The organism is Streptomyces sp. NPDC003016 (assembly GCF_053591455.1).
This window is the reverse complement of sequence record NZ_JBSFTV010000004.1, coordinates 77,182-89,352: the sequence shown is the minus strand read 5'-3', so window position 1 is coordinate 89,352 and position 12,171 is coordinate 77,182. Positions and strand designations below refer to the sequence as shown.

The window sequence follows — 12,171 nt, the reverse complement described above, 5'->3', positions numbered from 1 at the left end:
AGGCCGATGCGGCCCCCGTGGGACGGTCACGTCCGGCGCTCCCCCCACGTCCCTGGTGCCCCTCGGACCGGACCGGGAGCGACTCCGCATCTCCATGCCTCAGCGTTTGCGCGCTGCCTGCGCGACCACCGCCGCGCAGGCCGCGGTCACCTGCGCGGACGGTGTGCGCAAGGCACGCACTCGCCTGGTCGCCGCCCGTCGGTGAGCCGCCACCTACCGCGGGTACCGGTCGGAGAGCGCGGCCGGGACCTTCGCCCGCGCCGGCGGTGATCCGGCCGATGCCGCGTACCGCGACACCACCGCCGGCATCCACCGGCGCGGACTCCACCTTCAAGATCGGCCGAACCGGCCCGGCCGACAGCGAAAGGCCCGGCCCCCGCTCACGGGGTGCCGGGCCTTCGCGTGTCCGACGGAGCTACTCCGACGGCCTCTTCGGCCGCCAGACCACCAGCGCGCTCGCCTGCTGCACGTCCTCGTACCGGACCAGGTCGCGCCGGTACGACGCGTGCACCTGCGCCTCGCGCTGCTGCAGCGCGGTCGCCGCGCCCTCCACCGCCGCCGAGAGTTCGGCGACGCGCTGCTGGAGCGCGATCACCTGGTTCTCCAGCTCGATGATGCGCTTGATGCCGGCCAGGTTGATGCCCTCGTCCTGCGACAGCTGCTGCACCTGGCGGAGCATCTGGATGTCACGGGCCGAGTAGCGCCGGCCGCGCCCGGCCGTGCGGTCGGGGGAGACCAGGCCGAGGCGGTCGTACTGCCGCAGGGTCTGCGGGTGCAGACCGGAGAGCTGTGCCGCGACCGAGATGACGTACACCGGCGTCTCGTCGGTCAGCTGGTACGGATTGCGACGCTGGCGCGGGTCCATCTCATGCTCCCTTCGCGGCCTGGAACAGCTCCGCCCGCGGGTCCTCCCCCGCGGTCGCCTCACGGTAGGACTCCAGTGCCTGGCGGGCCTTGTCGTCAAGGCTCTTGGGCACTTCGACCTCCACGGTGACCAGCAGGTCGCCGCGGGTGCCGTCCTTGCGCACCGCGCCCTTGCCGCGGGCGCGCATCGTGCGGCCGCCCGGCGTACCGGCCGGCAGCTTGAGGGTGACCGGCGGCCCGCCCAGCGTCGGGACCTTCACCTCGCCGCCGAGCGCCGCCTCCACGAAGGTGACGGGCACGGTGACGGTGAGGTTGTCGCCCTTGCGGCCGAAGACGGGGTGCGGGTCCACGTGGACCACGACGTACAGGTCGCCGGCCGGGCCGCCCCGTTCACCGGGACTGCCCTTGCCGCGCAGCCGGATCCGCTGGCCGTCGGAGACGCCCGCCGGGATGCGGACCTGCATGGTGCGCGAGGACTGGGCGCGGCCGCTGCCCTTGCACACGTCGCAGGGGTCCTGGGCGATGAGCCCGCGGCCCCGGCAGTCGACGCACGGGTCGGTGAGCGAGAAGCCGCCACCGCCGCCGCGCGACACCTGTCCCGTACCGACGCAGGTCGGGCACACGCGGGGCGTGCCGTTCTTGTCGCCGGTGCCGGAACACGCCTTGCAGGGCGCCTGGCTGGACATCCGCAGCGGGACCGTGGCCCCGTCGACCGCCTCGGTGAAGCTGAGCGTCACCTCGGACTCGATGTCCTGGCCGCGGCGCGGCTGCGTACCCGTACGCGCACCCGGACCGGCGCCCCGGTTGAACAGGCCCCCGAACACGTCCCCGAGGCCGCCGCCGAACCCGCCGGCACCGCCGGTCTGGGCCCCGCCCTGGGCGCCTCCGAAGAGGTCGCCCAGGTCGAAGTTGAAGGTGCCGCCCCCGGCGCCCGGGCCCGGCCTGAAGCCGCCGTTCCCGAACAGAGCACGCGCTTCGTCGTACTCCTTGCGCCGCTTGGGGTCGCCGAGGACGTCGTTCGCCTCGGAGATCTCCTTGAAGCGTTCCTCCGCCTTGGCGTCGCCCTTGTTGGCGTCCGGGTGGAACTCGCGGGCGAGCTTCCGGTACGCCTTCTTGATCTCGGCCTCGGTGGCGTCCTTCGGGACGCCGAGAACCTTGTAGTAGTCCTTCTCGACGAAGTCCTTCGTGCTCATCCCCGACGCCCCTCCTTCCTGCCGTTACGTGTACTGCTCCTGGTCACGTCAGCCCTCGTCCGGGCCACCGCTCTCCTCGTCCGGAGCCTTGGCCGCGGGCTCGTCCGCCTTGGCGGGCGTGGCTCCGGGCTGGGGCTCGGCCACCGCGACCCGCGCGGGGCGGATGGTCCGCTCGCCGATCCGGTAGCCCGGCTGCAGGATCGCGACGCACGTCGTCTCTTCGACGTCCGGTGCGTACGAGTGCATCAGCGCCTCGTGGATCGTCGGGTCGAAGGGCTCGCCCTCCTTGCCGAACTGCTGCAGGCCCATCTTGGCGGCGACCGTCTCCAGCGATTCGGCCACCGACTTGAACCCGCCCACCAGCTCGCCGTGCTCCCGCGCGCGGCCGATGTCGTCGAGGGTCGGGAGGAGCTCGGTCAGGAGGTTCGCGACGGCGACCTCCTTGACCGTGACCCGGTCCCGCTCCACACGGCGACGGTAGTTCTGGTACTCCGCCTGGAGCCGCTGGAGGTCCGCGGTGCGCTCGTTGAGCGCCATGCGTGCCTGGTCCAGCTGCGCCGTCAGAGCTACGTCCTGTACGTCCCCCGCCGGGGCTGCCGGGTCCGACTCCTCCGCGGAGTCGGTCCCTGCCGTGTCGGGCGCGGCAGCCTGCGGTTCGGCGTCTTCGGGAGTGGCGCCGGAAGGGACGTCGGGCTTCTCCTCGAAGCCCGGAGCCTCCTCCGTCATGCGGCGCCTCCCTGACGGCCGGCGTCCTTCTCGTCGTCGACGATCTCGGCGTCGACGACGTCGTCGTCCGCCTTGGCCTGCTCGGCGCCGGGAGCGTCGCCGCCCGCGGCCTGGGCGCCCTCGGCGTTGGCGTACATGGCCTGGCCCAGCTTCTGGGAGACGGCCGCGACCTTCTCCGTCGCCGTGCGGATCTCAGCCGTGTCCTCGCCCTTGAGCTTCTCCTTCAGCTCGCCGACGGCGGTCTCGACCTCGGTCTTCACGTCACCCGGAACCTTGTCCTCGTTGTCCTTGAGGAACTTCTCCGTCTGGTAGACGAGCTGCTCGGCCTGGTTGCGGGTCTCGGCGGCCTCGCGGCGCTTGTGGTCCTCGTCCGCGTACTTCTCGGCCTCTTCGCGCATCCGGTTGACCTCGTCCTTCGGCAGCGAGGAGCCGCCGGTGACGGTCATCTTCTGCTCCTTGCCGGTGCCGAGGTCCTTCGCGGCGACGTGCATGATGCCGTTGGCGTCGATGTCGAAGGCGACCTCGATCTGCGGGACCCCGCGCGGGGCCGGCGGCAGACCGGTCAGCTCGAACATGCCGAGCTTCTTGTTGTACGCCGCGATCTCGCGCTCGCCCTGGTAGACCTGGATCTGGACGGACGGCTGGTTGTCCTCGGCCGTCGTGAAGATCTCGGAGCGCTTGGTCGGGATCGTGGTGTTGCGCTCGATGAGCTTGGTCATGATGCCGCCCTTGGTCTCGATGCCGAGAGACAGGGGCGTGACGTCGAGGAGCAGGACGTCCTTGACCTCACCCTTGAGGACACCGGCCTGGAGCGAGGCGCCGATGGCGACGACCTCGTCCGGGTTCACACCCTTGTTGGCGTCCTGGCCGCCCGTGAGCTCCTTGACGAGCTCGGCGACGGCCGGCATGCGGGTCGAGCCACCGACGAGAACGACGTGGTCGATCTCGGAGAGCTGGATGCCCGCGTCCTTGATGACGTTGTGGAACGGCGTCTTGCAGCGGTCCAGGAGGTCGGCGGTCAGCTGCTGGAACTGCGAGCGCGTGAGCTTCTCGTCCAGGTGCAGCGGGCCCTCGGCCGACGCCGTGATGTACGGCAGGTTGATCGAGGTCTCGGTGGAGGAGGACAGCTCGATCTTGGCCTTCTCGGCCGCCTCGCGCAGACGCTGGAGCGCCATCTTGTCCTTGGAGAGGTCCACGCCGTGGCCGGAGTGGAACTGCTTCACGAGGTAGTCGACGACGCGCTGGTCCCAGTCGTCACCACCGAGGTGGTTGTCACCGTTGGTGGCCTTCACCTCGACGACGCCGTCGCCGATCTCCAGCAGCGAGACGTCGAAGGTGCCGCCACCGAGGTCGAAGACGAGGATCGTCTGGTCGTCCTTGTCGAGGCCGTACGCCAGGGCGGCGGCGGTCGGCTCGTTGACGATGCGCAGGACGTTCAGGCCCGCGATCTCGCCGGCCTCCTTCGTCGCCTGACGCTCGGAGTCGTTGAAGTACGCCGGGACGGTGATGACCGCGTCGGCCACCTTCTCGCCCAGGTACGCCTCCGCGTCGCGCTTCAGCTTCTGCAGGATGAAGGCGCTCATCTGCTGCGGGTTGAACTTCTTGCCGTCGAGCTCGATGTTCCAGTCGGTGCCCATGTGGCGCTTGACCGACCGGATCGTCCTGTCGACGTTGGTGACCGCCTGGCGCTTGGCAACCTCGCCGACCAGCACTTCACCGTTCTTCGCGAAAGCGACGACGGACGGCGTGGTCCTGGCCCCTTCGGCGTTGGTGATGACGGTGGGCTCGCCGCCCTCCAGAACGCTGACGACGGAGTTGGTGGTGCCCAGGTCGATGCCGACCGCACGTGCCATTTCGATTCCTCCAGCTGACTTGAGTGGAACAGACTCAAGGATGCATGACGTAGCCCGCCACGTCAACAGACCTGAGTCAGGGAGACTCAACTCTTATGCGGCCCTTATGGGCAGGCGTGCGGCACGCCGCCACTCGATGGAGTGCCATCTCAGGGCGAAAGGCATGAAAAAGTACAGCACATGCCCGCAAAGCGGATCTTCGACCTGACGGTCGCCCCCGTCCTGCTGCTGCTCGCCCTCCCCGCCCTGCTCCTCACCGCCGCGGCCGTGGCCGTAACGTCGCCGGGCCCGGTTCTCGTACGCCGGACCCGCGCCGGCCTGGCCGGGCGCCCCTTCGGCATGCTGACGCTGCGCACCGACCCCCGCACCGCGACCGGCCGGCTGCTGCGCCGGTCGCGCCTCGACCTGCTCCCCCACCTGTTCCACGCGGTGCGGGGCGAGATGTCCCTGGTCGGGCCGCGCGCGCTGCCCCCGGACCATCCGTCGGCCACCCGGGTGCGCCTGCTGGTGCGGCCGGGCGTCACCGGCCTGTGGCAGGTCGGCGGGCGGCCGGGCCTGCCGTGGGAGGAGATGGAGATACTGGATCTGCACTACATCGAGCACCACTGGCTCGGTCTCGACCTGGCGATCCTCGCCCGCACCGTTCCCGCGGTCCTCGCCGCACGGGGCTGAGGGAACCCTTACGCGACACAGATCACCGCATGCGCAACTACAGTGCGGCGGCATAAGTGGGTACGCTCAGCACGGACTGATTAAGTTACCGCTTAGTAATCCCATAAAACTCCCACCCTCGCACGCCCGAGGAGCCCCCTCATGCAACTCGCCGCGATCATCGTGTCGTTGGTCCTGACCGTGGTCGGCGTTGCGCTCATCGCCCGAGCCGTCGCGCAGATCTACCGGTTCGTCAAGCTGGGCCAGCCCGTCCCCGCGGGCAGCCGCACCGGCAGCCCGAAGCAGCGCACGATCACCCTGGCCAAGGAATTCCTCGGCCACAGCCGGATGAACAAGTGGGGGATCGTCGGCGTCGCGCACTGGTTCGTCGCGATCGGCTTCCTGACGCTGCCGCCGACCCTCGCCCAGGCGTACGGTCAGCTGTTCCAGGCGGACTGGGTGCTGCCGGTCCTCGGCGGCTTCCTGCCGTTCGAGATGTACATCGAGTTCATCGGCCTGATGACGGTGGTGGGCATCCTCGTCCTGATGGCGGTCCGGCTGCTCAACCTGCCCTCCCGGGCCGGCCGCAAGTCGCGTTTCGCGGGCTCCAAGGCCTGGCAGGCGTACTTCGTCGAGTACATCATCCTGACGATCGGCCTGGCGATCCTGGTGCTGCGCGGTCTCGAAGGCGCGATCCACCACGTCGACGGCTACGACGCCGCGTACTTCGTGTCGTACCCGCTCGTCCTCGCCTTCGACGGGCTGAGCGTCCCCACGCTCCAGACGCTGATCTACTTCACCGCGATGATCAAGATCGGCACCTCGCTGATCTGGATGATCACCGTCTCGCTGAACACCAATATGGGTGTGGCGTGGCACCGCTTCCTCGCCTTCCCCAACATCTGGTTCAAGCGTGAGGACGACGGGTCCGTCGCCCTGGGCGCGCTCCGGCCGATGACCAGCGGCGGCAAGGAGATCGACTTCGAGGATCCGGGCGAGGACGACACCTTCGGCGTCTCCCAGGTCGAGCAGTTCAGCTGGAAGGGCATCCTCGACTTCTCCACCTGCACCGAGTGCGGCCGCTGCCAGTCGCAGTGCCCCGCCTGGAACACCGGCAAGCCGCTCTCCCCGAAGCTCCTGATCATGTCGCTGCGCGACCACGCGCACGCCAAGGCGCCGTACCTGCTCGCGGGCGGCGGCAAGACCATGGAGGGCGACGAGAAGGCGACGGCCGAGCAGCTGAAGGACGTGCCCGCGTCCGCTCTCGCGGAGGCCGAGCGTCCGCTGATCGGCACGCTGGAGGAGAGCGGCGTCATCGACCCGGACGTGCTGTGGTCCTGCACCACCTGCGGCGCGTGCGTCGAGCAGTGCCCGGTCGACATCGAGCACGTCGACCACATCGTCGACATGCGCCGCTACCAGGTGATGATCGAGTCCGCGTTCCCGTCCGAGGCGGGCACGATGCTCAAGAACCTGGAGAAGAAGGGCAACCCCTGGGGGCTGGCCAAGAAGCAGCGCGTCGAGTGGACCAAGGAGGTCGACTTCGAGGTGCCGATCGTCGGCAAGACGATCGAGGACCTGTCCGAGGTCGAGTACCTCTACTGGGTCGGCTGCGCGGGCGCCCTGGAGGACCGGGCGAAGAAGACCACCAAGGCCTTCGCCGAACTGCTCCACATGGCGGGCGTCAAGTTCGCGATCATGGGCGGCGACGAGAAGTGCACCGGTGACTCGGCCCGCCGCCTGGGCAACGAGCCGCTGTTCCAGCAGCTCGGCCAGGAGAACGTGGCGATGCTGAACATGGCGTACGGCGAAGACGACGAAGATCCGTCGACCCGCAAGCCCAAGTCGTCGAAGAAGATCGTCGCGACCTGCCCGCACTGCTTCAACACGATCGCGAACGAGTACCCGCAGCTGGGCGGCGAGTTCGAGGTCATCCACCACACGCAGTTGCTCCAGCACCTCATCGACGAGGGCAAGCTGGTCCCGGTGACGCCGGTCGAGGGTCTGATCACGTACCACGACCCCTGCTACCTGGGCCGCCACAACAAGGTCTACACGCCCCCGCGCGAGATCATGTCGGCCGTCCCGGGCCTGCGCCAGCAGGAGATGCACCGCCACAAGGAGCGCGGCTTCTGCTGCGGCGCCGGCGGTGCGCGGATGTGGATGGAGGAGCGGATCGGCAAGCGCATCAACACCGAGCGCGTCGACGAGGCGCTGTCCCTCAACCCGGACATCGTGTCGACGGCCTGCCCGTTCTGCCTGGTCATGCTCACCGACTCGGTCAACGGCAAGAAGAACGACGGCGTCGCGAAGGAATCCCTCCAGGTCGTGGACGTGGCGCAGCTGCTCCTCGACTCGGTGAAGACCCCGGCCGATCCGTCCGGCCCGTCCGGTACGGAAGAGCCCGAGTCGGCGGCGGACCAGCAGCCCGTTCCGTAACCGCCTCGCGAACCGCCCCGCGCCATACCGACGGCCGGCCCCGCCTTCCTGGCGGGGCCGGCCGTCGGCGTGCGGGGCGCGTCGCCGCGGAGCCCTCGGAGATGCGGCCGGCCCTCAGAGATGCGGCCGGCCCTCGGAGATGCGGCCGGCCCTCGGAGATGCGGCCGGCCCTCGGAGATTCAGCGGAATCCCCGAAGATGTGATCGGGCCTCGTACAACTCTCCCGCCCCATCGGCGGTCTCCTCTGCGCCGAACCCTCGTGTCCACGCCGCCGACCCGGCCCAGACACGGGCGTAACGCGCACCCCATCGACCGGATGCCCCGTGCACCCCGGCAGGCCGCAGGAGAACCCCGTATGCACCAGCACCTCCGCACCGCCCTGGCCACCGCCGCCGCAGCCCGACGGCAGGGCGGCAGGGCGGCAGGGCGGACCTGACGGCCGGCGTGCCGTGGGAGAACGCCGAGAACGGCTACGTGGTGGCGTCCGGCTCCGACGGCGCCAGGATCTCCACGACCGGCAGGGGCATCGGTCCGACGGCCGTCGGCCTCTCCACGGCCGGCTCCCCGGTACCCGGCCTCACCCGCTCGGGCTGACGCCCGTCCGGTCCCGTCCGATCCCCTAGGGGATGTCACAGCTCGGCCGCAAAGCCGGGCCTGTTGCCGCAGGCCCGGTATGCCACCCATCCGGACCAGGTACGTTCGATTCGTGGCTGGATTCAGGATCGGACGCGGCCGGGACAACCGCACCCCGCAACAACAACCGCAGCGGCAACCGCAGCAACGGCAGCAACAGCCGTACGGGCAGCAGGCAACACCGCCTCAGGACCCGTACGGCCAGCAGCAGTGGCCGCAGACACCGCAGTACGGCGGACAGCACGGCGAGCCCGAATACTTCGGCGACCCCAACCCGCAGCCGCACCCGGGCCACGCCCAGGGCGGACACGGAGGCCACGGCGGCCCCGCAGGAGGTGACCCGTACGCCAACAGCAACAACAATCCGGGTCACACCCAGGCGTTCAGCATCGGCGAGGACCCGTACGGCGACGGCAGCACCTACCACGCCGGCGACAGCCCCGCCCCGCCCGCGGGCCCGCGCCTGCACTGGAAGCAGCTGCTGAGCGGCATCGTGCTGCGCCCGGGACCGACGTTCTGGCAGATGCGCGACTACCCGGTCTGGGGCCCGGCCCTGGCCGTGACGTTCCTCTACGGACTGCTCGCGATCTTCGGCTTCGACAAGGCCCGCGAAGAGGTCATCAACGCGACCCTGACCAACGTCATCCCGTATGTCCTCACCACCGGCGTCGCGGTGGTCGTCTGCGGTCTGATCCTGGGCGCGGTGACGCACACGCTCGCCCGCCAGCTCGGCGGCAACGGCTCCTGGCAGCCGACCGTCGGCCTCTCGATGCTGATCATGTCCCTGTCGGATGCCCCACGCCTGGTCTTCGCGCTGTTCCTGGGCGGCGAGAACGGGCTGGTCCAGGTGCTCGGCTGGGTGACCTGGCTGGCGGCGGGCGCCCTGTTCACCTCGATGGTGAGCAAGTCGCACGACCTGCCGTGGCAGAAGGCCCTGGGCTCGTCCGCGATCCAGCTGGTGGCGCTGCTGTCCCTGATCAAGCTGGGCACGATCTGACGCACCCCGCCGGCGCACCCCGCACGGCAACGGAAGAAGGGCCCCGGCGCGACACCGCGCCGGGGCCCTTCCCGCTTCTCCGCTTCTCCGCCTCGTCAGGCGTCGAGGACCTGCCCCGCCCGACGGATCACCGGCGGAGCGACCGACCAGGGGAAGTTGATCCACTCGTCGGTGCGCTTCCACACGTACTCGCACTTCACGAGCGAGTGCGCCTTCTCGTAGATGACCGCGCTGCGCACCTCCGCCACATGATCGAGGCAGAAGTCGTGCACGAGCTTGAGCGTCTTGCCCGTGTCCGCCACGTCGTCGGCGATCAGCACCTTCTTGTGGCTGAAGTCGATCGCGTTCGGTACCGGCGCCAGCATCACCGGCATCTCCAGGGTCGTACCGACCCCGGTGTAGAACTCGACGTTGACCAGATGGATGTTCTTGACGTCGAGCGCGTACGCCAGCCCGCCCGCCACGAAGACCCCGCCGCGCGCGATGCTCAGGACGATGTCGGGCTCGTACCCGTCGTCGGCGATGGTCTGCGCGAGCTCGCGCACCGCGTTGCCGAACCCCTCGTACGTCAGGTTCTCCCGCACGTCACTCTTACCCATACCCGGCATCACACCTGCGTCCGATGGAAGTTGAGGAAGGACCGCGAGGCCGTCGGCCCGCGCTGCCCCTGATAACGCGACCCGTACCGCTCGGAACCGTACGGAAACTCGGTGGGCGAGCTCAGCTGGAACATGCACAGCTGCCCGATCTTCATACCGGGCCACAGCTTGATCGGCAGCGTCGCCAGGTTCGACAGCTCCAGCGTCACGTGCCCGGAGAATCCGGGGTCGATGAATCCGGCGGTCGAGTGCGTGACGAGCCCGAGCCGTCCGAGCGAGCTCTTGCCTTCCAGCCGCGACGCGAGGTTGTCCGGCAGCGTGATCGTCTCGTACGTCGACGCCAGCACGAACTCACCCGGGTGCAGGATGAACGCCTCGTCCCCCTCCGGCTCCACCTCCCGCGTCAGGTCCGACTGCTCCACAGCAGGGTCGATGTGCGGGTAGCGGTGGTTCTCGAACACCCGGAAGTAGCGGTCGAGCCGCACGTCGATGCTCGAGGGCTGCACCATGGATTCGTCGTACGGATCAATACGCACGCGTCCGGCGTCGATCTCGGCCCGGATGTCCTTGTCTGAGAGAAGCACGCCCCGAGGATACGCAGAACGCGCGGGCCCGCCCCAATCGAACGGCCCCGCGCGCCCCTCACTGCCGGTCACTCCCTGCGCTAACGCTGCTCCAGCACCACCGGCACGGCATTCCGCAGCCGGGCGCAGCGCGGACAGCGGATGAGCCGCCCCGGCCCGATCCGGCCGGCTCCGAGCCGCTGCAATGGGAACGATGTGGTGCTGAACACGTGCCCTTCGGCACAGCGGACGACGGTGGGCTCCATCAAGTCCATCAAGTCCCTTCCCCAACAAAGCGTGGACGAGAACGCCACATTAGGGGATGAAGAGGACGCCCCTCCAGGCGGCACTCCGCCCTCCGAGGTACGCCCCCGCCCGAACACGAAAACTGCCACCACAGACACGGGGCCGGGGGGTGGGGTACACTGTCGGACGACGCGACGCCGGTCAACGGCTCGCTGCGCGGGTGTAGTTTAATGGTAGAACATGAGCTTCCCAAGCTCAGAGCGCGAGTTCGATTCTCGTCACCCGCTCCACGATGAAGGCCCAGATCAGCGATCTGGGCTTTCTTTGCTGTCTGGGCTTGTTACGCATCAGGCAATACGCCTCCACCGCACTCACCCGCCTTGCCACCGGATGGATCGCATCGGCCCCACTACTGCCGTTACCCGAGCTCCCCGAGCCGGGTCGCCGGAAAGACGACCGAATTGACTCGGGGTCCTTGGCGCCCCCTCCCGGGGCAGCCATGACGAGACCCTTCGCGCATACTCCGGTATGCTTGCCGCATGTCCTCAACGACTCGCATCACCGTCACGCTACCCAGCGACCAGGTGGCGGAGCTCCGCAAGCTCACGGACAACGTCTCCGGCTATGTAGCGGAAGCCGTGGCCCGCCAGATCCGGCACCAGCTGCTGGGCGACGACCTTCGCCGCCACGAGGAAGAACACGGACGCTTCAGCCACGAGGAGCTCGCCGAAGCCCACGCGAAGATCTTCGGCACTGCCGGCTCCTCCAAGAACGCGGACGCCGCGTGAGCGAGCGCATCGAGACCGTTGTCCTGGACTCGGAAGGACTCTCCGCCTGGATCACGCAGGACCGCAAGTTTTTCGCGATGTTGCAGGTCCTCCACGGCATGGGAGCCGACCTCGTGATCGGGGCGAACACCATCGTGGAAGTCAGCCACTCCCGCACCAACATTCCACGCCTGAACTGGGCCCTGTCCCGCATCAAGGTGGAGCCGGTCACCGAACAAGCGGCCAAAGCAGCAGCGGAGCTCCTCAAAGGCGCCGGGCTGCACGGTCACAAGTACGCCATCGACGCCACGGTCGCCGAGGTAGCACTGCGCCAGCCGAAGCCGGTCGCCCTCCTGACGTCCGACACCGACGACATGACCAAGCTCTGCGGCAACCAGGTCCGCATCATCCCGCTCTGACCCGCCGGCCCACCCGGAGCATGCAACTTGGCAGGTTCCGTTGCACTGCCACCACCCGTGCCTCATCCGTGCCCAGCGGAGCGGACAACAGCGGTCACGTACAGATCCCAGGGACCATAGCCATCCACCCCATCCAAGGGGAAAGCTCAGGTCAGAGCCCCTTCGACAGTCCAAGAACCGCTGATTCCCAAGCTCAGAGCGCGAGTTCGATTCTCGTCACC

At 68.9% G+C, this 12,171-nt stretch carries 12 protein-coding genes and 1 tRNA gene; 7 read left to right on the top strand and 6 right to left on the bottom strand.

Annotation, left to right across the window (positions count from 1 at the left end; translation table 11 throughout):
- Positions 1-415 precede the first annotated feature (415 nt).
- From ACWDZ4_RS04555 to dnaK, 4 genes are read right to left on the bottom strand one after another with little or no spacing between them, the layout of a single operon-like run.
- A complete protein-coding gene (locus tag ACWDZ4_RS04555; RefSeq protein ID WP_451506972.1) occupies positions 416-865 on the bottom strand; it encodes a heat shock protein transcriptional repressor HspR in 450 nt (149 codons plus the stop codon).
- A gap of 1 nt (position 866) precedes the next feature.
- The gene (gene dnaJ, locus ACWDZ4_RS04550; RefSeq protein ID WP_451506971.1) at positions 867-2,057 is read right to left on the bottom strand and encodes a molecular chaperone DnaJ; all 1,191 of its coding nucleotides are present in this window, start codon (positions 2,055-2,057) and stop codon (positions 867-869) included.
- Between the two features lie 48 nt (positions 2,058-2,105).
- Positions 2,106-2,783, bottom strand: a complete 678-nt coding sequence (grpE, locus tag ACWDZ4_RS04545; protein ID WP_451506970.1) for a nucleotide exchange factor GrpE — start codon at positions 2,781-2,783, stop codon at positions 2,106-2,108.
- A complete protein-coding gene (gene dnaK / locus ACWDZ4_RS04540; protein WP_344489166.1) occupies positions 2,780-4,636 on the bottom strand; it encodes a molecular chaperone DnaK in 1,857 nt (618 codons plus the stop codon). Before dnaK ends, grpE begins: the two co-directional genes overlap by 4 nt.
- Before the next feature lie 180 nt (positions 4,637-4,816).
- Between dnaK and ACWDZ4_RS04535 the strand changes: the two genes are divergently transcribed.
- From ACWDZ4_RS04535 to ACWDZ4_RS04520, 4 genes are all read left to right on the top strand, one after another.
- On the top strand, positions 4,817-5,308 hold the full coding sequence (locus tag ACWDZ4_RS04535) for a sugar transferase (protein ID WP_451506969.1): 492 nt from the start codon (positions 4,817-4,819) through the stop codon (positions 5,306-5,308).
- Positions 5,309-5,449: 141 nt separating this feature from the next.
- Positions 5,450-7,726, top strand: coding sequence for a (Fe-S)-binding protein (locus ACWDZ4_RS04530; RefSeq protein ID WP_451506968.1), 2,277 nt, complete (start codon positions 5,450-5,452; stop codon positions 7,724-7,726).
- A gap of 444 nt (positions 7,727-8,170) precedes the next feature.
- Positions 8,171-8,320: a hypothetical protein gene (locus tag ACWDZ4_RS04525; RefSeq protein ID WP_451506967.1), complete on the top strand. Its 150-nt coding sequence runs from the start codon at positions 8,171-8,173 to the stop codon at positions 8,318-8,320.
- A gap of 112 nt (positions 8,321-8,432) precedes the next feature.
- A complete protein-coding gene (locus ACWDZ4_RS04520; RefSeq protein ID WP_451506966.1) occupies positions 8,433-9,356 on the top strand; it encodes a Yip1 family protein in 924 nt (307 codons plus the stop codon).
- A 95-nt stretch (positions 9,357-9,451) separates the two neighbouring features.
- Here ACWDZ4_RS04520 and ACWDZ4_RS04515 read toward each other — a convergent pair whose 3' ends face one another.
- On the bottom strand, positions 9,452-9,955 hold the full coding sequence (locus tag ACWDZ4_RS04515; protein WP_451506965.1) for a phosphoribosyltransferase: 504 nt from the start codon (positions 9,953-9,955) through the stop codon (positions 9,452-9,454).
- 8 nt (positions 9,956-9,963) lie between these two features.
- Positions 9,964-10,539 (bottom strand): dCTP deaminase, encoded by a 576-nt coding sequence (dcd, locus tag ACWDZ4_RS04510; protein WP_093799907.1) that lies wholly within the window; start codon positions 10,537-10,539, stop codon positions 9,964-9,966.
- A gap of 441 nt (positions 10,540-10,980) precedes the next feature.
- On the opposite strand from dcd, the gene ACWDZ4_RS04505 reads away from it, so the two are divergent.
- From ACWDZ4_RS04505 to ACWDZ4_RS04495, 3 genes are all read left to right on the top strand, one after another.
- Positions 10,981-11,054: transfer RNA gene (locus tag ACWDZ4_RS04505), tRNA-Gly, on the top strand.
- Positions 11,055-11,303: 249 nt separating this feature from the next.
- On the top strand, positions 11,304-11,552 hold the full coding sequence (locus ACWDZ4_RS04500; protein ID WP_451506964.1) for a hypothetical protein: 249 nt from the start codon (positions 11,304-11,306) through the stop codon (positions 11,550-11,552).
- Positions 11,549-11,950 carry a PIN domain-containing protein gene (locus tag ACWDZ4_RS04495; protein WP_451506963.1) on the top strand — a complete coding sequence of 134 codons (402 nt, stop codon included), beginning with the start codon at positions 11,549-11,551 and terminating at the stop codon, positions 11,948-11,950. The genes ACWDZ4_RS04500 and ACWDZ4_RS04495 overlap by 4 nt, the downstream gene beginning before the upstream one ends.
- Positions 11,951-12,171: the final 221 nt, after the last annotated feature.

What these genes read in the sequence shown, in the direction of transcription:
- ACWDZ4_RS04555 (WP_451506972.1), bottom strand. Translation starts at nt 865, where the DNA reads ATGGACCCGCGCCAGCGTCGCAATCCGTACCAGCTGACCGACGAGACG.
- dnaJ (WP_451506971.1), bottom strand. Translation starts at nt 2,057, where the DNA reads ATGAGCACGAAGGACTTCGTCGAGAAGGACTACTACAAGGTTCTCGGC.
- grpE (WP_451506970.1), bottom strand. Translation starts at nt 2,783, where the DNA reads ATGACGGAGGAGGCTCCGGGCTTCGAGGAGAAGCCCGACGTCCCTTCC.
- dnaK (WP_344489166.1), bottom strand. Translation starts at nt 4,636, where the DNA reads ATGGCACGTGCGGTCGGCATCGACCTGGGCACCACCAACTCCGTCGTC.
- ACWDZ4_RS04535 (WP_451506969.1), top strand. Translation starts at nt 4,817, where the DNA reads ATGCCCGCAAAGCGGATCTTCGACCTGACGGTCGCCCCCGTCCTGCTG.
- ACWDZ4_RS04530 (WP_451506968.1), top strand. Translation starts at nt 5,450, where the DNA reads ATGCAACTCGCCGCGATCATCGTGTCGTTGGTCCTGACCGTGGTCGGC.
- ACWDZ4_RS04515 (WP_451506965.1), bottom strand. Translation starts at nt 9,955, where the DNA reads ATGGGTAAGAGTGACGTGCGGGAGAACCTGACGTACGAGGGGTTCGGC.
- ACWDZ4_RS04500 (WP_451506964.1), top strand. Translation starts at nt 11,304, where the DNA reads ATGTCCTCAACGACTCGCATCACCGTCACGCTACCCAGCGACCAGGTG.